Genomic DNA, 18127 nt, shown 5'->3' on the forward strand with positions numbered 1-18127 from the left:
GCCTCTCGCCAGGGGCACTCGCGTCTTACCATTAATCAATAAATGATAATGATAATTAATTGCATTTGAGATCGCAAGCGTGGCGCATGGCTGACTGTGCAAAGGGAGGGTAAGCGTGGTAGCAGGGGAAAAGAGGAAGCAAAATGCGGCTGACGGGCAGCCGCATTGACGGGGCACTTTAGTGCAGCATAAACCAGCCGGCGGGCAGCGTGGCCACCAGCAGCAGTAAGATACTGCCTTTTTCCAGGCGATTCAGCAGATTGATATCCTGATGGCCGCGACGGGCGTACATGAACACCAACAGGCCCGGCGCATACAGCAGCACCGACATCAGCAGGTGCATCAGACCGGAAGCGTACAGCAGCCACAAACCATAGACGCAGGCGCCGGTGGCGGCGAAGATCAGGCGTTTGTCGCGGCGGCGGTAAGCCACCTTAAACAGAAATGCGCCGACCAAGAAGTAAGGCACCAGGATCATTTCCGACGCGATGGTCAACAGCGAGTTGTAGTTGCTACCGGTCAGCCAGATCAGCACCAGCGCCAGCTGCACCGCGATGTTGGTCAGCCACAGCGAAGACGCTGGGGCGTGATGGCGGTTCTGCTTGCCGAACACGCGCGGAAACGCGCCGTGCTGTGCGGCCAGCAGCGGCACTTCCGCCGCCATGATGGTCCAGCTGAGGTAGGCGCCGCACACGGAGATGATAAGTCCAGCGGCGATGATCACGTCTCCCCACGGGCCAATCAGTTCCACCATCAGCACCGCCATCGACGGATTGCGCATGTCGGCCAGTTCGCTGCGTGGCACCACGCCCAGCGACAGCAAGGTGACCATCAGGTACACCGCCAGCGCCGACAGCACTGCCAGCATGGTGGCGCGGCCCACGTCTTTCTTATTGCGGGCGCGAGCAGAAACCACCACGGCGCCTTCCACGCCGATAAACACCCACAGGGTGATCAGCATGGTGTCCTTGACCTGCTCCCACACCGGCTTGCCGAGGGCGATACCTTTGAAATCCAGCGTGAACACGTCCATTTTGAAGGAGATCGCCGCCAAAACGGCGAACATCCCCAATGGCAGCAGCTTGGCGAGGGTGGCCGCCAGGTTAATGCTGGCGGCAGTTTGCACGCCGCGCAGTACCAACGCGTGCACGATCCACAGCAGGGCGGACTCGGCGATCAGCGCCTGCCAGGTATTGCCGTCACCGAGAATCACGTTGCCGCCGCGATCGGTGAAAATACTCAGCGCCGCAAACACGATCACCAGATACGAGACGTTGGCGATCACGGCGCACAGCCAGTAACCCCAGGCGGAGCAGAAGCCCATCAGCTCGCCGAATCCTTCTTTGGCGTAGGTGAAGATGCCGCCGTCCAGATCCGGGCGCAGACGCGTAAGCAACAGCATGGCGAACGCCAAAAACAGAATGCCGACGCCGGTGATCCCCCAACCCAGCAGCAACGCGGCGGGGCTGGCGACCTGCGCCATGTTTTGCGGCAGACTGAACACGCCGGCGCCCAGCATCGAGCTGAGCACCAAAGCGGTTAGCGCGGTAAGACCGAGTTTTTTTTCCAATGACGGATCCTGAACGCAGAATAAACAACTGGAAGGGAACTGCTTGGCGGCAACAATGTGTTAACAACCACTGCGCGAATAGACAATAGCCCTAAAAATTGGCGCAAATTCTACGGAGGGATGATTAGAGATGCAATGATTGAATATGCGGAATTTACAAAAAACTATTCAACGAGTGGCGAAAAGAACGGCAATAAAAACGGGCAGCTCAAGGGCTGCCCGATGGTAAACCGAAAAGCGGGTTTTATTTGAACAGATCGGCGCTGACGGTCAGGTTGCCGCCGCTCTTGTTCTGCCATTGGCGAGTGACGTGATAGTACTTGGCGCCTTTCTCGGCCGCGCGTTTCGCCACTTCGGTGGACACGTCGGTCATGCTGTTGAAGTGGCCGGTGAAGGTGACGGAATCGAACGGCACCATCTGCGCGGCGGTCACGTTGTTCACTTCCTGGATCTTGGTGCCGTTAGGCAGCGTGACGGTATAGCGCTGGCCGGTAGAGGACTGCGTTTCGAAGAAACGGCCCACTTCGCGGCTTGGCGAACCGGAAGACGCGACGCCAGGGATTTCGACTTTCGCGGCTGCGGCACCACCGGCGGCCAGTGCGGCGCGGCCGGCGTCAGAATCAGCCGGGATAGCGTCCGGGCTCTGCACGCGGCGTTTCGGCGCATCGGCCTTATAGATGTACGCGGTGACGAACTGGTTGCCGCCGGAGTTGGCGTCAACCTGGCGCACGATGAAGAACGAGGCGGCGCCTTTTTTCTGCGCTTCTTTGGAGATGGCGTCGTTGATGTCCGGCTGGCTGCGGTAGAAACCGCTGACGCTCACGGTATCGTAAGGCTCCAGCAGGTAGGCTTCCTCTTTAGGCAGTTCATTCACGCCGTTAAATACGCGGTATTTTGGTGTTTTGCTCACTTCTGGCGCATCTTTATGATAAAGGTCTGCGGTGACGCGCCAGTTGCCGCCGTTGTTGCTGTTGTTGCTGTCCTGGATATAGAAGGAATCGGCACCCAGTTTGTCTGCACGGCGGGATACGGCGTCGACGGCTTCATTGATGGCATTGAAGCGGCCGGTAATCGTGATGCGATCAAACGGCTTCAGCGCCGCTGCTTTCTCAGGAGTTAACTCTTGCGCCGCATGAGCAGACAGCGCGGTGAGTGATAACAAGGCTGACGCGATGATCGTGGTCTTCAGCTTCATAAAAAATCCTTTCGCCTAGCGCATTAACGTTTATAACGTACTGAACTGTTTAAGTGTAATTCAGCCGTCGATTATTACATGTAATTCTGAAAACTGTCTCAGCATTTTATGTTATCCCGTGCGACAAATCGGTGACGGTGACGCGTGTCGCACGGATGGCGCCACCGTCATAAGTTTCCATAATAACGGCTTGGGTGTCATTAATGTTAATTATTCACAAAATGATAACTTTTATGCTTTTCCGCCGCGCATGGCCATAATTCGTTACGCCGGGCGTAAACCTCTTGCCACGCAGAATACGCTGTTCTGTATGGATTTTTTCACAGTAAATTGCGATTTGTCATATCACGCGCGGCATTTTTATGTAAAAACAGAGCTGAATGCGTAAGCAATTATGGATCATCGACCTTATTTTCAGTAGGTTATAGTTGGCGTCTGAAATCAGTGCGGGCAAGTTAACGCCTTGCTCGCCGGTGGCGTCGTGCTATGGGCAGGAAAATAATAAACATCATCCAAGACAGGTGAGAAGGGAACATTATGCGTATTGGTGTACCAAGAGAGCGGTTGGCCAATGAAGCCCGGGTCGCAGCCACGCCGAAAACGGTGGAACAACTGCTGAAGCTGGGTTTTACCGTCGCGATTGAACGCGGGGCGGGCAAACTGGCCAGTTTTGACGACGTCGCCTACGAAGCCGCCGGTGCGGCGCTGGTCGACGAAAACGAAGTGTGGCAGTCGGATCTGATCCTGAAAGTCAACGCGCCGCAAGACGACGAGATCGCCTTGATGCGCGAAGGCAGCACGCTGGTCAGCTTTATCTGGCCGGCGCAAAACCCCGAGCTGATGGCCAAGCTGGCGGCGCGCAACGTCACCGCGCTGGCGATGGATTCGGTGCCACGCATCTCGCGCGCCCAGTCGATGGATGCGCTGAGCTCGATGGCCAACATCGCCGGCTACCGCGCGATCGTCGAAGCGGCGCATGAGTTCGGCCGCTTCTTCACCGGCCAGATCACCGCCGCCGGCAAAGTGCCGCCGGCTAAGGTGATGATCATCGGCGCCGGCGTGGCCGGCCTGGCGGCGATCGGCGCTGCGGGCAGCCTCGGCGCCATCGTGCGCGCCTTCGACACCCGCCCGGAAGTGAAAGAGCAGGTGCAGAGCATGGGCGCGGAATTCCTCGAGCTGGATTTTGAAGAGGAAGCGGGCAGCGGCGACGGTTACGCCAAAGTGATGTCCGAAGCCTTTATCAAGGCCGAGATGGCGCTGTTTGCCGCACAGGCGGCGGAGGTTGATATCATCGTCACCACCGCGCTGATCCCAGGCAAACCGGCGCCGAAGCTCATCACCAAAGAGATGGTGGCGTCGATGAAGCCGGGCAGCGTGATCGTCGATCTGGCGGCGCAAACCGGCGGCAACTGCGAACTGACCGTGGCCGACACCATTACCGTGACCGACAACGGCGTGAAAATCATCGGCTATACCGACCTGCCGAGCCGCTTGCCGACCCAATCTTCGCAGCTGTACGGCACCAACCTGGTCAACCTGTTGAAGCTGCTATCGAAAGAGAAAAACGGCGAGATCGACATCGATTTCGACGATACGGTGATCCGCGGCGTTACCGTGGTGCGCAGCGGTGAAGTCACCTGGCCAGCGCCGCCAATCCAGGTCTCCGCCCAGCCGAAAGCGGCACCTGCCGCTGCACCGGTCGCCAAACCCGAAGCCAAACCGACCTCGCCGTGGCTGAAGTACGGCCTGATGGCCCTGGCGATCCTGCTGTTCGGCTGGCTGGCGGACGCGGCGCCGAAAGAGTTCTTGTCGCACTTTACCGTGTTCGCGCTGGCCTGCGTGGTCGGTTACTACGTGGTCTGGAACGTCAGCCATGCGCTGCATACTCCGTTGATGTCGGTCACCAACGCGATATCAGGGATTATCGTGGTCGGTGCGCTGCTGCAAATTGGCCACGGCGGCTGGGTGAGTTTCCTCTCCTTTATCGCCGTGCTGATCGCCAGCATCAACATTTTTGGTGGATTCACCGTCACTCAGCGCATGCTGAAGATGTTCCGCAAGAACTAAGGGGTAACAAATGTCTGGAGGATTGGTTACAGCTGCATACATTGTTGCCGCTATTTTGTTTATTTTCAGCCTGGCGGGCCTGTCGCGTCATGAAACGTCGAAGCAGGGCAACCTGTTCGGCGTCGCCGGTATGGCGATCGCGCTGATCGCCACCATTCTGGGGCCGGATTCCGGCAACGTCGGCTGGATCATCATCGCCATGATCATCGGCGGTTCGATCGGCGTCTATCTGGCGAAGAAGGTCGAGATGACCGAAATGCCGGAACTGGTGGCGGTGCTGCACAGCTTCGTTGGCCTGGCCGCGGTGCTGGTCGGTTTCAACAGCTACCTGGATCACGGCGCGCCGATGGAGCCGGTGATGGCGAATATCCATCTGACCGAAGTGTTCCTCGGCATCTTTATCGGTGCGGTGACCTTCACCGGGTCGATCGTCGCCTTCGGCAAGCTGCGCGGCATCATTTCTTCCAAGCCGTTGATGCTGCCGAATCGCCACAAGCTGAACCTGGCGGCGCTGGTGATCTCGTTCCTGCTGCTGGTGGCGTTCGTGCGCACCGACAGCGTGGGCTGGCAGGTGGTGACGCTGCTGCTGATGACGGCGATCGCGCTGGCGTTCGGCTGGCATCTGGTCGCCTCGATCGGCGGCGCCGACATGCCGGTGGTGGTGTCGATGCTCAACTCCTACTCGGGGTGGGCGGCGGCCGCAGCGGGCTTCATGCTGAGCAACGATCTGCTGATCGTCACCGGCGCGTTGGTGGGCTCTTCGGGGGCGATCCTGTCTTACATCATGTGTAAGGCGATGAACCGTTCGTTTATCAGCGTGATCGCCGGCGGTTTCGGCAGTGACGGTTCATCCACCGGCGATGCCGAAGAGATGGGCGAATACCGTGAAACCACGGCGGAAGAGGTGGCCGAGCAGTTGAAGAACTCCACCTCGGTGATCATCACCCCGGGTTACGGCATGGCGGTGGCACAGGCGCAATATCCGGTGGCGGAAATCACCGAGAAACTGCGGGCGCGCGGCGTGAAGGTCCGTTTCGGTATTCACCCGGTCGCCGGGCGCTTGCCGGGCCACATGAACGTGCTGCTGGCGGAGGCGAAGGTGCCGTACGATGTGGTGCTGGAGATGGATGAAATCAACGAAGATTTCCCGGATACCGACACCGTGCTGGTGATCGGCGCCAACGACACGGTGAACCCGGCGGCGCTGGAAGATCCGCGCAGCCCGATCGCTGGCATGCCGGTACTGGAAGTGTGGAAAGCGCAGAACGTGATCGCGTTCAAACGGTCGATGAACACCGGCTACGCCGGCGTGCAAAACCCGCTGTTCTTCAAGGAGAACACTCAGATGCTGTTTGGCGACGCCAAAGACAGCGTGGAAGCGATTCTGCGGGCGTTGCAGAAGTAAAATTGGGCAACCAAAGAAAAACGGGCCGCTTAGCGGCCCGTTTTTTATGCGCGAAGCTTAATCTTCGTCGTCGTGTTCGTCGTCTTCATCCGCTTCGATCGGGCAGTTGAAGTTTTCCGGTTTAATCACCAGCAGGTCGCATTTCAGATGATCGATCACATGTTCCGCGGTGTTGCCGATAAAGGCGGCTGAAATGCCTGTGCGGCCCAGGGTGCCCAGCACCACCACGCCGGCCTGCAGGTGTTCGGCCAGATCGGGGATCACCTCTTCCGGCAGGCCTTTTTCTACGTGGGTGAACTCTTCCTTAATGCAGAATTTCTGCCGCAGCGCCTTCATGGCGATCAGGTGCTGGCCGCGAATGGCGTCGTTGTAGACGCTCGGGTCGAAGTCGGGCAGTTCGATGGCGATGTTGATCGGCGTGACGGGATAGGCGCCGACCAGGTGAACCTCGGTCTGGTTGACGTTTTGCGCCAGTTCGACGGTTTCTTGCACCAGTTTGATATTGAGCGGGTCGTGATAGGGTTCTTCGCTGGCCAGGTTGACCGCCACCAGCGCTTTGCCGCCTTCCGGCCAGGGCTGGTCTTTCACCATCCACACCGGGCAAGGGCATTTGCGCAGCAGGTGCCAGTCGGTGGGGGTAAAGATCACCGACTCCAACCGGTCGTGCTGGTGCGCCATTTTCAGCAGCAGGTCATGTTGGCCAGAAAGCACTTCCTGAATGATGGCTTCGAAGGGGCGGTTATGCCAGACCACTTTGATTTCGATCGGCACGCCGTCGTTGAGGTAGAAGCGGCACTGTTCATTGATCCAGGCGGCGCGTTGGCTGATCACACCTTGCCGCATCGCCGTTCTTTCGTCCGGGGAGAGCAGGGTCGTCATTTCGTAAGAGAAGTCGTAAATGGGCAGGAAGGCTTTGATGCGCCCGCCGTTCCGTTTTACCAGGTACACGGCGCGGCGCAATGCCGGCTGATCGTCCTGATTGGGGTCAATAGCCACCAGAAGATTCTGATACTTCGCCATAGGGCCTCCTTACAGCTGAAATCAACAGTCTGTTAATTTACAGAGTAACCCAACATTGAAAAACAGAACAACAACAGAAGCGTGCCGGATCAACAATTTCGGGGAAATGTTGATCCGGCAGGGGGATCAGGCGTTGACGGTCACGTTGATACGTGGCGTTCCGGCCAGCACCGACAGGGCGTCGGCATTTTCGATGGTGATGTATTTGCCTTTCACGCTGAGAATTTCGCTTTTCTGGAAGCGGCCCAGCAGGCGGCTGATGGTTTCCACCGTCAGGCCGAGGTAGTTGCCGATGTCGCCACGGGTCATGGTCAACCGGAACTCGCGCGGTGAGAAGCCACGTTCCGCGAAGCGACGCGACAGGTTGTAAACGAACGCCGCCAGGCGCTCTTCGGCATTTTTCTTCGACAGCAGCAGGATCATGTCCTGGTCGCCTTTGATCTCGCCGCTCATCAGCCGCATGATCTGCTGACGCAGGTTCGGCATTTTGCCGGACAGATCGTCGAGGGTCTCGAACGGGATCTCGCACACCATCGAGGTTTCCAGCGCCTGGGCGAAGCTCGGGTGCTTCAGGCCGCCGATGGCATCGAAGCCCACCAGGTCACCCGCCAGGTGGAAACCGGTGATTTGCTCGTCGCCTTGCTCGGTGATGGTGTAGCTTTTGATGGTCCCGGAACGGATCGCGTACAGCGATTTCAGCTCGTCGCCGGCCTTGAACAGGGTCTGGCCTTTCTGGATGGGCTTTTTCCTCTCGATAATGTTGTCGAGCTGGTCCAGCTCGTGAGCATTAAGGGTGAAAGGAATGCACAGCTGGCTGATGCTGCAGTCCTGGCAATGGATCGCACAACCACCAGACTGGATACGACGAATCACGCGTTTTTCCGGGATCATAGATTACGCTCATTCAATAATTGATATGAGTCAATTTTAACATCTTTTGCTGCAGCTGATAAGGGTGGCATTAGCATGAATAGGGGTATTGTGTGCGAATTTTGCGCACACATGCCGCCGATTATTCTGTATGGGACTGAAGTTATGAGTATTATTTGTGACTTATGCGTTTTATTCACACAAGCTATTAATAGTACCCAAGTGGTCACGCGCGCGGCGTAGAGCAATGTGTTTTATTAAGCAGCGCCAAACAATGGCGCTGGATAGGTGGCTACAGCAAATTTTTCGGCAGGTAGCCTTCGTGCTGCAGCAGCCACTGCTTGCGTTGTACGCCGCCGGCATAGCCGGTCAGCGCGCCCTGCGAACCGATCACTCGGTGGCAGGGCACCACGATGCTGATCGGATTTGAACCGTTGGCCATGCCGACCGCGCGCGAGGCGGTCGGACGGCCGATGCGTTGCGCCAGTTGGCCGTAGGTCAGGATCTCGCCGCAGGGGATTTGGCGCAGATGTTGCCACACGGTGCGTTGGAACTCGGTGCCGGCAGTCATCACCGGCAACCGATCGATAATGCTCAGTTCACCGGCGAAATAGCGCTGCATGGCGTCGGTCAGCCCGCTGGGATCGCGCTGTTCGCGCAGGGTGAAGCGATCGGCGCGGTAGTGGGTATTCAGCAGCTTCATGAGGCGCGCTTCGTGATCGGTCCAGTCAATCGCCCGCAGGCGCCCCTGTTCATCGGCAATCAGCACCAGTTCACCTACCGGCGTAGCGGTACGATCAATCAAAAAAGTCTGCATCTGGATCACTCCTCGGTTTAGTGTGGGGATTATCGCATGAAACGGAGGGAGACGATGGCGGAATTCGGACATGTTGATGGGCAACCGCAGGGTTACCCAAATAGGCGGCTCAGGGGAAGCCAGGGAGTCATTGTTCGACGAATTTATAAAATAAATTTATAAGTTATCAAGACAAGTTGTTTCTTGTTTATTATTTCATCAAGCATTGACACATTGGGGTTACTTATAGCTGATGGTCACACGCTTTAAATAGGGATTGTTATTCACCATTTCACTGGTGACGGCAGAGACTAATTCTTTTGGCATCTCTTTTAACGAAGAAGAAATATACCCGTTCTGATATTCCGTCACTTTGCCGAAACAGTTGGAGATAAGCTGTTCATCCTGATGTGTGATGGCGCAGGTTGGCGTAGTAATGGCGCCGGTGAAGCGCACGACGCCGGAGGCGACCTGGCTTCCGGAAAGCGGTTTTGCTTGCAGAGCGAAGGGCAGAATGACCAATGCGCTTAATACGGCTAAGTAATGGTTCATACGCTGTTCCTCTTAGAGTAAAGAATGCCGCCAATTAAAAACAAGCATGCTTGTTTTCATTAAATAAGCTATTTCGTGTGGCGAAATAAAAACGAATGGGCAAAATTCCTACTGCCTTCATCCAATGGGTTTGATAATAGGGAGGTAGGGTGAGCAAAACCATGATTTGGATCATAGTGAAGACCGGTTAATGGTTTCCGGTGCGGGCAGGGTAAAAGGCTGTGATCGTTCTCTCAGGAAAGCGGGGAATGGCGGGATGTTTTCGCCCCCGTGGTGTAACGGCAGGAACCGGGGGCGAGAGCGGGCTTACAGCATGCCGCTGCTGCCGCAGATGCGGATCTTTTCCGCTACCACTTCTTTCATCGCCAGCTTGCCGGGGACGATGTATTTGCGCGGATCGTTAGCATCCGGGTGCTGCGAAAAGTAGCTTTTTACCGCATCGGCGAAGGCGATTTTCAGTTCGGTAGCGACGTTGACCTTGCAGACGCCGAGCGAAATCGCGCGCTTGACCATCGCTTCCGGAATGCCGGAGGCGCCGTGCAGCACCAGGGGCACGTCCACCTGTTCGCGGATCAGCGCCAGGCGCTCGAAGTCCAGCTTCGGCTCGCCGTGATACAGGCCGTGGGCGGAACCGATCGCCACCGCCAGCGAATCGATGCCGGTGGCGGCGACAAACTCGCGTGCCGCCATCGGGTCGGTATAGAAGCTGTCCGCGGTATCGACGATCAGATCGTCTTCCTGCCCGCCCAGGCGGCCCAGCTCCGCCTCCACGCTGGCGCCATAGCGGTGGCACAGGGCCACTGCGGCGGCCACCTTGGCGATGTTCTGCTCGAACGGCAGATGGGAACCGTCGATCATCACCGAGCGGATACCGCTTTTCACCTTGTGCTCGATGTCGTCCAGCTCTTCGTGATGATCCAGATGCAGCGCCAGCGGCAAATCGTAGCGGTGCGCGGCCGATTGGCAAATGCCGATCAGGTAGTCGGTGCCGGCGTAGCTGAAGGTGCCGGGCGTGCCGGCCATGATCACCGGTGAGCGCAGCTCGGCGGCGGTCTCCGCCACCACCTGCACGGTTTCCAGATTGTGGACGTTAAACGCCGGAACGGCGTAACCCTGGCGCTGTGCCTTGAGCAGCATTTCTCGATTGGCTATCAGATACATGGGAGCTCCTTACAACTCAGGGGAGGGAAAACGGTAAATCGTCACGCCTTTCACCACCCGGTTGACCTCGCCGGTCGGGCAAGGGTTGTCCGGGGTCAGCCCCAGCGCCAGCGAACTCTCGAAGGCCAGCATCTGGGTGAACAGCAGATACGGGAACAGCAGCCAGATATCGTCAGCCGCGTCGTGCATATTCAGCAGAGCGTCGGACAGGGATTGGCGTTCGCCGGTCAATCCGACCAACTGCATCGCCAGCCCGTCGCGCTGCAGCTCGTTCCACAGATCGCGGTCATACTGGCGGGCGTAGTCGTCGTGGGAGAACATCAGCACCACCAACGTCTGGCCGTCGACCATGAATTTCGGGCCGTGGCGCAGGCCGAGCGGCGAGTCGTAGCGTGTAACGATGCGGCCGGCGGTCAGCTCCAGCATCTTGAGCGAGGCCTCTTCGGCGAGGCCGGTAAAGCAGCTGCCGCCGAGGGTGATGTAGCGGCGGAAACCGCTGGCGGCCAGCGCTTTCACCTGCGCCTGCAGCGTTTCACGCAGTTCTCGGCAGCGCTGCACCATGGCACTCAGCGGTGCCTGGGCGGCCTCGAGCGACGTTGGGCCGAGCAGCAGCGCGGCGCTCAGCATCATGCAGCTGAAGCTGGAGGTCATGGCGAAGCTCTGATCGTTGGAACCTTGCGGCATCACCAGCGAACAGACGTTGTCACGCCGATGCGCGTACTGCGCCAGCCGGCTGTCCGGGTTGCACACTAGCATTAGGTGATAGCTTTCCGGCAGCAGCTGGTCGGCCAGCTCCACCGTCGCCACGCTTTCCGGGCTGTTGCCCGAGCGGGCGAAAGAGACCAGCAGCGTCGGCCGATCAGGGTCGAGATACTGCAGCGGGTTGGCGACGATATCGGTGGTGCCGTAGGCTACCACGTCGCGGCCGGTGCGTTCGCGCAGCCAGGGCGCCAGGGCACGGCCGGCAAATGCCGAACTGCCGGCGCCGCACAGGACGATCTGCAGGCGCGGATTGGCCAGCAGCGGCGCCAGGAACGGCTGCCACTGCGCCTGTTGATCCTGCAGCTGCCGGTGCAGCGCTGCCCACAGATCCGGCTGTTGCCAAATTTCTGCGGCGGTGTGCCAGGCGTTGCGCTGCTTCAGCCAATCCGCCTCGTAAGAGAAATACGCGTTCATGATGACAGCTCCTTAAAAAGCCTCGGTTAACGGTCGGCGATAATCACGTCGATCCCTAAATGGTGCAGCGCCTGCAGGTAGTGCGCCGGAATGCGGCTGTCGGTGACCAGACGGTGGATCTGGCCGATTTCGCGGATCATGCAAAAACTGGTGCGGCCGAATTTGCTGGCGTCGGCGATGGCGATCACTTCACGCGCCACCTCGCACATCACGCGGTTCAGCTGCGCTTCGCCCGGATCCGGCGTGGTGATGCCGCTCGTGAGATCGAAACCGTCGACGCCGAGAAACAGCTTGTCGAACCGGTATTGGCGCAGCTGCTGTTCGGCGGCAGGGCCGTAAAGCGACCAGGCTTTGCGGCGCACGCTGCCCCCGACCACCATCAGATCGATCTGCTCGTTGCTGGCTAATTCGAAGGCGATGTTGAGCGCGTTGGTCATCACCACCAGATCCTTTTTCCCCGCCAACTGCGGCGCCATCTGGCTGGTGGTGGAGCCGGAGTCGAGGATGACGGCATCGCCGTCTTCAATCAGCGCCGCGGCCGCGCAGGCGATGACGTGTTTTACGTCGCGATTGAGGCGGCCCTTGTCCTGCAATGGGCGGTCGAAGGCGAACTGTTTGTTCAACATGGCGCCGCCGTAGGCGCGCACCGCGCAGCCGTGTTTTTCCAGCTGGCGCAGATCGCTGCGGATGGTGACGCTGGACACCGAAAACTGCTGGCTGAGCTGCTCCACGCGCACCGTGCCCTCGCGGCACAGCTGGTCGATAATTAATTCCCGGCGTTTTGCGGTATTGATCATTAACGCAGACTCCTGATTTACCTGTAGCCGTGCCCGACCGCGGCTTAATAAGCCGCAGCGATACCGACCGGAGCGCTTTCAGTAGTTCGTGGCGAATTACAGCAAACGAAACACTGAAATGCAATCGATTAATTTTAAAATATCTATATCTATCAGATGGTTATATTTAATTTTGCTTTCAGTTTAATGCCAACCGAAAGCGGTGTTAACGCAAAGTGAAAACGGCAAATTCGTTATTTTTCAGTCGCCAATTCCCGGCATTTAATTATTCAGCCCGTCGAGGCCGAAAGCCGCAACGATCGCTCGACAACCGCCAGGCTTTCACTGTTTTTTTATGCCGGCGCGCGTAAAAGCGCCGCGCCGCGTACTCCGCTGCTGTCACCGTGCACCGGCGGGAACACCGCCGCCGGTTCCACGCCCGGCAGCAGCCAGCGCCGCATCGCCGGCGGCAACAGCCGGTAAAGCTCGCCGACGTTGGACAAGCCACCGCCCAGCACGAAGGCATCAACATCCAGCAGCAGCTGTAAGCCGGCCAGCGCGCTGGCCAGAATGTCGACGTAAATCGTCATCAGCCGATGCGCGAGCGCATCACCGGCACGATAGCTGGCGACCAGCGCTGGCACGTCGGCGGCCGGATGGGCGAAATGGCGGCTCAGCGCCAGCAGTCCGCTGCCGGAGACGTAGCGCTCAAAGCAGCCGGTCAGCCCACAGTTGCAGCCGAACAGCGGCAGATCGTAACGCTGCGCCAACTGGGCCGAGATCGGCATATGGCCCCATTCACCCGCCACGCCGCTGCGTCCCTTATGCAGTTGCCGGTTCACCACCAGGCCACCGCCGGCGCCGGTGCCGATGATGGCGCCGAACACCAGCGGCAGGTGTGCGGTTTGCGGCGTACTGGCTTCCGACAGCGCGAAACAGCGGCAATCGTTCTCGATGGCGATCGGCCGCGCCAGCGCCCGCGTTAAATCATCCGCCAGGCAATGCCCGGTCAGGCAGGGCACGTTGACCGCCAGCTGGCGGCGGCTGACGGGATCGGTGATCCCCGGTAAACCGATGCCGATGCTGCCGCGCGTATGCAGTTCGCGATCCGCCTGCTCGACCAGCCCGGCGATGCAGGCCACGAATTCGCCGTAATCTCTGGTAGGGGTGCGCACCCGCTGGATCAGCACCTGATTGAGCCGGCGATCGTAAGCGGCCATTTCAATCTTGGTGCCGCCGATGTCGAAGCCGTAACGCATCTCTGTCGTGGCCATGCTTCAGGCTCCGTTCAGGGCGATCACCGCCGCTTCACGGCGTGCGCGTTCGGCGGCGAACACCATCAGGTGGCTCTCCAGCGCTTCGGCCGGGCCGGCCAGCACCTGGCTCGGATCGTTGGCGCGAATGGCCGCGATAAAGTGCTGCATCAGGTAGTAGTCGCCGCCGCCGTGGCCGCCCATCGCGTGCAGATCCTGGCCGGCGTCGGTGTCGTAATGCGTTTCGCCGTCGTCGAGGAACGAGGTGATGCGGATATGGCGGCCGTCGCCTTCCAGGCAGCCGCGGCTGCCGAAGATGCGGGTGTGGCGATCTTCGTGGCGAGTGAAGGCCGTCATGGTGAACGACGCAGTGCGGCCGCCGGCGAACTGCATGTTGACCACCTGATGGTCGACCACGTTATTGTCGCAGCGGTAGACGCAGCGGCCGTAGGGCCCGTCGCGCAGCGCCGCCCGCAGCGTCGTCTGGTCGGGTTCCGGCGTCAGCACCCGCAGAAAACCGGGCGTGGCCTTGTGATCGTCGCCCAGATAGATGCGTTTGGCGGAATAGGGACAGGCTGCCTCCACTGCGCAATCCAGGCAGTTGTCCGCCGCGCCGGCCGGTTGGTTTTCCCGGCGGAAGTGGTGCAGGTTGCCGAAGGAGCTGACCTGTTCGCAGGGCTGTTCCATCACGTAGCGGATCCAGTCGATGTCGTGGCAGGATTTCTGCAACAGCATAAACGCGGCCTGTTGATCGTTGCGCCAGTTGCCGCGCACGAAGGAGTGCGCCTGATGCCAGTAGCCAACCGGTTCTAAGTGTTGCAGGCTGACGATGTCGCCGATCGCGCCGTCGCGCAGCAGCTGTTTGAGCTTTTGGGTATAGCGGGTATAGCGCAGCACGTGGCCGACTGAGAAGATCAGCTTTTGGCGCACGACCTCGGCGACGATGGCCCGGCACTCGTCGGCGTCCGGCGACAGCGGTTTTTCCAGCAGCATGGCGTAGCCCTGACGGGCGAAGGCCAGCGCCGGCTCTAGGTGCATCTGATCCTGAGTGCAGATCAGCACCGCGTCGGCCAGCTTGCCGGCGTCGGCGGCCTGGCGCCAGTCGGTGAAGACGTTTTCCGGCGCGATGGCGTGCTGCACCACGAACGGCTCGCGGTAGGCATCGCGCGGTTCCGCCACCGCCACCACCTGCATCAAATCGGGGTGCGCCAGCGCATAGCGCGAGTAGATTTCACCGCGCGCACCGGCGCCGACGACCAGCACCCGCACCGGGCGCTGGGCAACGTTGTTGGGTTGTGTTGACGACATTGCTGATACTCCGCTGTTGTTATTTGAGGTTTTGGCCGCTGAGCTCGTCGAACAAATGCGCGCGCGTCAGATCGAATGCCAGATGAATGCTTTCGCCGAGGCGCGGCTCCCAGTCCGGCAGCGACGCCATGCGCAGCACGAAGCGCAGGTCAGCCAGTTCGCAGTGCAGCAACTCTTCGTTGCCCATGCGCTCGATGGTGACGATCTGCGCCGGGAAACAGTTGGCGCTGCCGGGCGCACACAGCCGCAGGGACTCCGGCCGGATGCCGAGACACACCCGCGCATGCGGGTAGTCGGCCAACTGCCGTTGCAGCGCCGGCGGCAGATCGAGCTGGTGCTGCAGGCCGATACGCAGCCGCACCGTTTGGCCGTCGCGCACGATCGCCAGATCGTGCAAATTCATCGACGGGCTGCCGATAAACTCGGCGACGAAACGGTTGGCGGGGTGGTGGTACAGATTGATCGGTTTATCCACCTGCATGATGGCGCCGCGATTCATCACGCAAATGCGATCGCCCATGGTCATCGCTTCGACCTGATCGTGGGTGACGTACACCATGGTGGCGGCGGCGCCTTCCTGCTTCAGCTGGTTGTGCAGTTCGATCAGCTGTACGCGCATCGACACTCGCAGCTTGGCGTCGAGGTTGGACAGCGGCTCATCGAACAGGAACACCTTGGGCTTGCGCACGATGGCTCGGCCGACCGCCACCCGCTGGCACTGGCCGCCGGAAAGCTGGCCCGGCTTGCGCTGCAGCAGGTTGGTGATCTCCAGTTTTTCCGCCGCGTCGCGCACCCGGCGGTCGATCTCGGCCTTGCTCTCTTTGCCGATCAGGCCGAACGCCATGTTCTTGTACACCGTCATGTGCGGGTACAGCGCATAGTTCTGGAACACCATGGCGATGCCGCGATCCTTCGGCATGCTGTCGTTGACGCAGCGATCGTGGATCAGGATCTGCCCCTCGCTGACGCTCTCCAGCCCGGCGATCATCCGCAGCAGGGTAGACTTAGCGCAGCCGGACGGGCCGACGAACACCATAAATTCCCCGTCTTCAATTTCCAGATCGACGCCGTGCAGCGCGTGGAAACCGTTGGGGTAGACTTTTTTAACGCTGTTTAACTGAATTCCGGCCATGTCGTTTACCTTGTCTGCGCGTTAGCCTTTCACCCCGGCGCTGGCGATGCCCTGGATGAAATAGCGTTGGAAAATAATGAACAGCATCAACATCGGGATCACCGCCATCAGCGCCCCGGCCATCAGCAACGGGTATTCCACCCCGGCGCGGCTGGAGAGCGAGGCGAGGCCAACCGGCAGCGTCAGCTTCTCGGTGGTGGTATTGACGATCAGCGGCCACATCAGGTTGTTCCAGCTCCACAGGCCATTGATGATGACGCAGGCGATAATGCCTGGCCGGATCAGCGGCAGCATGATGCGCCAGAAGATGGCGAAGTAGCTGTAGCCGTCGATCAAAGCCGCTTCTTCCATTTCCTTCGGTACCGCCAGGAAGAACTGGCGCAGCAGGAAGGTGGCGTAAACGCTGAAAATGCCCGGCAGCACCAACCCGGTGATGCTGTTGACCAGCCCCAGCTTCTGTACCACCAGGAATTGCGGGATCAGAAATGCCTGACCGGGCACCATCAGGATCGACACGCATACCAGAAACACCGCGTCGCGGCCGCGAAAATGCAGGCGCGAGAAGCCATAGGCGGCCAGGGTAGCGATCGCCATCTGCAGGGTGACGGTGAAGAAAGTCGCCAGCAGCGAGTTGAGGTAAAAGCCGGCGAACGGGATTTCGTGCATCACCCGACCGTAGGCCTGCAGGCTAGGGTGCGCCGGCAGCAGCGTCAGCGGGATCTGAATGCTCTCGGCCTGGGTTTTCAGCGAGGTCACCAGCATCCAGATAAAGGGCAGCACCGAGGCCAGCGCCGCCAGCCCCATAAACAGGTACACCAGCGTTTTCTTGCTTGCGTTCATGTGCAGCTCCTCAGCTGACTTTCAGGCGCTTGCCGATCGCCATTTGAATCAGGGTGATCACCAGCGTGACGGCGAACAGCACCACGGTGATGGCGGAAGCGTAGCCTTTTTCCTGCAGGTAAAACGCGTACTTGTAGAACAGGTTGGTGACGGTCATCACGTCGTTTTCCACCAGCGCGCGGTCGAACATCAGGAACACCACGTCGAAGATTTGCAGGATCTCGATAAAGCTCATCACCGACACGAAAAACAGCGTCGGCATCATCATCGGCAACGTGATACAGAAGAAGCGGCGCAGGGTGCCGATGCCGTCGATATCCGCCGCCTCGTATAGCTGGCGCGGAATGCTCTGCAGCCCGGCCAGCAAAATGATGATCTTCAGCGCCAGCGACGACCAGATGATGATGATGGACACGCTGATGCGCACCACGTCCGGATCGGACAGCCAGGCGACCGGCGCAATGTGCAGCAGGCCCAGCGCCTGGTTGATCAGGCCGAAATCCTTGTTGAACAGCCATTGCCACACCATGGCCACCGCCGCAGGCATGGTGACCGCCGGCAGGAACAGCAGGGTGCGCAGCAGGCCTTTGCCACGGATGTTCTGATTGAGGCCGATCGCCAGCAGCAGCGACAGGCTCAGGCTGATCGGCACGCACACCACCACGTAGAACAAGGTGTTGGCGGCGGCGGTGTAGAAGTCGTCGTCTTCGAACAGGTTGAGATAGTTATCGACGCTGATGCTGCTCCAGCGCATGAACTGGTTCAGATCGGTAAAGCTGTAAAAAATGTTTTGCAAAAAGGGGATCAGGTAAAACACCGTCACCCCCAACAACAGCGGCAGGATCATCACCCAGCCCCAGAAGCGTTCGGCGCGTTCGAGCCGATTGAGCGCGGGGCGGGCGGTGCGCCGGGATGGTTTCAGGGTGACCGTAGCCGTTTCTGCCAGCGACATGTTGCCATTCCTCACCTATGACGTTCAGCGTGGGTCCACCGCGGCGCGCGCTCG

At 59.4% G+C, this 18127-nt stretch carries 16 protein-coding genes; 2 read left to right on the forward strand and 14 right to left on the reverse strand.

Going from position 1 to position 18127, the window contains the following annotated elements:
- Positions 1-178 precede the first annotated feature (178 nt).
- Both ACJ8HA_RS05010 and ydgH read right to left on the reverse strand, forming a co-directional pair.
- A complete protein-coding gene (locus ACJ8HA_RS05010) occupies positions 179-1570 on the reverse strand; it encodes an amino acid permease (protein ID WP_261456398.1) in 1392 nt (463 codons plus the stop codon).
- A 244-nt stretch (positions 1571-1814) separates the two neighbouring features.
- Complete coding sequence (gene ydgH / locus ACJ8HA_RS05015; protein WP_025302966.1) at positions 1815-2765, reverse strand: DUF1471 family protein YdgH; 951 nt, start codon at positions 2763-2765, stop codon at positions 1815-1817.
- Positions 2766-3302: 537 nt separating this feature from the next.
- On the opposite strand from ydgH, the gene pntA reads away from it, so the two are divergent.
- Both pntA and pntB read left to right on the forward strand, forming a co-directional pair.
- Positions 3303-4832 carry a Re/Si-specific NAD(P)(+) transhydrogenase subunit alpha gene (gene pntA / locus ACJ8HA_RS05020; protein ID WP_049207477.1) on the forward strand — a complete coding sequence of 510 codons (1530 nt, stop codon included), beginning with the start codon at positions 3303-3305 and terminating at the stop codon, positions 4830-4832.
- Between the two features lie 10 nt (positions 4833-4842).
- Positions 4843-6237 carry a Re/Si-specific NAD(P)(+) transhydrogenase subunit beta gene (gene pntB / locus ACJ8HA_RS05025; RefSeq protein ID WP_049198296.1) on the forward strand — a complete coding sequence of 465 codons (1395 nt, stop codon included), beginning with the start codon at positions 4843-4845 and terminating at the stop codon, positions 6235-6237.
- A gap of 57 nt (positions 6238-6294) precedes the next feature.
- On the opposite strand, the gene uspE is transcribed toward pntB, so the two are convergent.
- The 12 genes from uspE to ACJ8HA_RS05085 all read right to left on the reverse strand — a co-directional run bounded on the left by uspE (position 6295) and on the right by ACJ8HA_RS05085 (position 18073).
- On the reverse strand, positions 6295-7257 hold the full coding sequence (gene uspE / locus ACJ8HA_RS05030) for a universal stress protein UspE (protein WP_004938281.1): 963 nt from the start codon (positions 7255-7257) through the stop codon (positions 6295-6297).
- Positions 7258-7383: 126 nt separating this feature from the next.
- Positions 7384-8148, reverse strand: coding sequence for an FNR family transcription factor (locus tag ACJ8HA_RS05035; RefSeq protein WP_004938278.1), 765 nt, complete (start codon positions 8146-8148; stop codon positions 7384-7386).
- A 271-nt stretch (positions 8149-8419) separates the two neighbouring features.
- Positions 8420-8944: a methylated-DNA--[protein]-cysteine S-methyltransferase gene (gene ogt / locus ACJ8HA_RS05040; RefSeq protein WP_060433145.1), complete on the reverse strand. Its 525-nt coding sequence runs from the start codon at positions 8942-8944 to the stop codon at positions 8420-8422.
- 219 nt (positions 8945-9163) lie between these two features.
- The gene (locus ACJ8HA_RS05045; protein WP_173890650.1) at positions 9164-9475 is read right to left on the reverse strand and encodes a hypothetical protein; all 312 of its coding nucleotides are present in this window, start codon (positions 9473-9475) and stop codon (positions 9164-9166) included.
- Between the two features lie 306 nt (positions 9476-9781).
- Entirely contained in the window at positions 9782-10636 is an 855-nt protein-coding gene (locus ACJ8HA_RS05050; RefSeq protein ID WP_025302961.1) for a tagatose bisphosphate family class II aldolase, read from the reverse strand.
- A gap of 9 nt (positions 10637-10645) precedes the next feature.
- Positions 10646-11812 carry an SIS domain-containing protein gene (locus ACJ8HA_RS05055; protein WP_099817213.1) on the reverse strand — a complete coding sequence of 389 codons (1167 nt, stop codon included), beginning with the start codon at positions 11810-11812 and terminating at the stop codon, positions 10646-10648.
- A 26-nt stretch (positions 11813-11838) separates the two neighbouring features.
- Positions 11839-12609, reverse strand: a complete 771-nt coding sequence (gene agaR, locus ACJ8HA_RS05060) for a transcriptional repressor AgaR (RefSeq protein WP_025302959.1) — start codon at positions 12607-12609, stop codon at positions 11839-11841.
- 332 nt (positions 12610-12941) lie between these two features.
- Positions 12942-13847 carry an ROK family protein gene (locus ACJ8HA_RS05065; RefSeq protein ID WP_049207688.1) on the reverse strand — a complete coding sequence of 302 codons (906 nt, stop codon included), beginning with the start codon at positions 13845-13847 and terminating at the stop codon, positions 12942-12944.
- A gap of 18 nt (positions 13848-13865) precedes the next feature.
- The gene (locus ACJ8HA_RS05070) at positions 13866-15149 is read right to left on the reverse strand and encodes a Gfo/Idh/MocA family protein (RefSeq protein WP_043143427.1); all 1284 of its coding nucleotides are present in this window, start codon (positions 15147-15149) and stop codon (positions 13866-13868) included.
- Positions 15150-15168: 19 nt separating this feature from the next.
- Positions 15169-16281: an ABC transporter ATP-binding protein gene (locus ACJ8HA_RS05075; protein ID WP_025302956.1), complete on the reverse strand. Its 1113-nt coding sequence runs from the start codon at positions 16279-16281 to the stop codon at positions 15169-15171.
- Between the two features lie 21 nt (positions 16282-16302).
- Positions 16303-17121 (reverse strand): carbohydrate ABC transporter permease, encoded by an 819-nt coding sequence (locus ACJ8HA_RS05080; protein ID WP_442515220.1) that lies wholly within the window; start codon positions 17119-17121, stop codon positions 16303-16305.
- A 10-nt stretch (positions 17122-17131) separates the two neighbouring features.
- On the reverse strand, positions 17132-18073 hold the full coding sequence (locus ACJ8HA_RS05085; protein ID WP_197812561.1) for a carbohydrate ABC transporter permease: 942 nt from the start codon (positions 18071-18073) through the stop codon (positions 17132-17134).
- Positions 18074-18127 lie beyond the last annotated feature (54 nt).

Origin of the sequence: Serratia sp. CY33802, from assembly GCF_052169095.1 — a bacterium.
GTDB classification, from domain to species: Bacteria; Pseudomonadota; Gammaproteobacteria; order Enterobacterales; family Enterobacteriaceae; genus Serratia; species Serratia bockelmannii.

Bases quoted from the DNA above. Each gene is read 5' to 3' on its own strand.
- ydgH (WP_025302966.1), bottom strand. From the start codon at position 2,765: ATGAAGCTGAAGACCACGATCATCGCGTCAGCCTTGTTATCACTCACC.
- pntA (WP_049207477.1), top strand. From the start codon at position 3,303: ATGCGTATTGGTGTACCAAGAGAGCGGTTGGCCAATGAAGCCCGGGTC.
- pntB (WP_049198296.1), top strand. From the start codon at position 4,843: ATGTCTGGAGGATTGGTTACAGCTGCATACATTGTTGCCGCTATTTTG.
- uspE (WP_004938281.1), bottom strand. From the start codon at position 7,257: ATGGCGAAGTATCAGAATCTTCTGGTGGCTATTGACCCCAATCAGGAC.
- ACJ8HA_RS05035 (WP_004938278.1), bottom strand. From the start codon at position 8,148: ATGATCCCGGAAAAACGCGTGATTCGTCGTATCCAGTCTGGTGGTTGT.
- ogt (WP_060433145.1), bottom strand. From the start codon at position 8,944: ATGCAGACTTTTTTGATTGATCGTACCGCTACGCCGGTAGGTGAACTG.
- ACJ8HA_RS05045 (WP_173890650.1), bottom strand. From the start codon at position 9,475: ATGAACCATTACTTAGCCGTATTAAGCGCATTGGTCATTCTGCCCTTC.
- ACJ8HA_RS05050 (WP_025302961.1), bottom strand. From the start codon at position 10,636: ATGTATCTGATAGCCAATCGAGAAATGCTGCTCAAGGCACAGCGCCAG.
- ACJ8HA_RS05055 (WP_099817213.1), bottom strand. From the start codon at position 11,812: ATGAACGCGTATTTCTCTTACGAGGCGGATTGGCTGAAGCAGCGCAAC.
- agaR (WP_025302959.1), bottom strand. From the start codon at position 12,609: ATGATCAATACCGCAAAACGCCGGGAATTAATTATCGACCAGCTGTGC.
- ACJ8HA_RS05065 (WP_049207688.1), bottom strand. From the start codon at position 13,847: ATGCGTTACGGCTTCGACATCGGCGGCACCAAGATTGAAATGGCCGCT.
- ACJ8HA_RS05070 (WP_043143427.1), bottom strand. From the start codon at position 15,149: ATGTCGTCAACACAACCCAACAACGTTGCCCAGCGCCCGGTGCGGGTG.
- ACJ8HA_RS05075 (WP_025302956.1), bottom strand. From the start codon at position 16,281: ATGGCCGGAATTCAGTTAAACAGCGTTAAAAAAGTCTACCCCAACGGT.
- ACJ8HA_RS05080 (WP_442515220.1), bottom strand. From the start codon at position 17,121: ATGAACGCAAGCAAGAAAACGCTGGTGTACCTGTTTATGGGGCTGGCG.
- ACJ8HA_RS05085 (WP_197812561.1), bottom strand. From the start codon at position 18,073: ATGTCGCTGGCAGAAACGGCTACGGTCACCCTGAAACCATCCCGGCGC.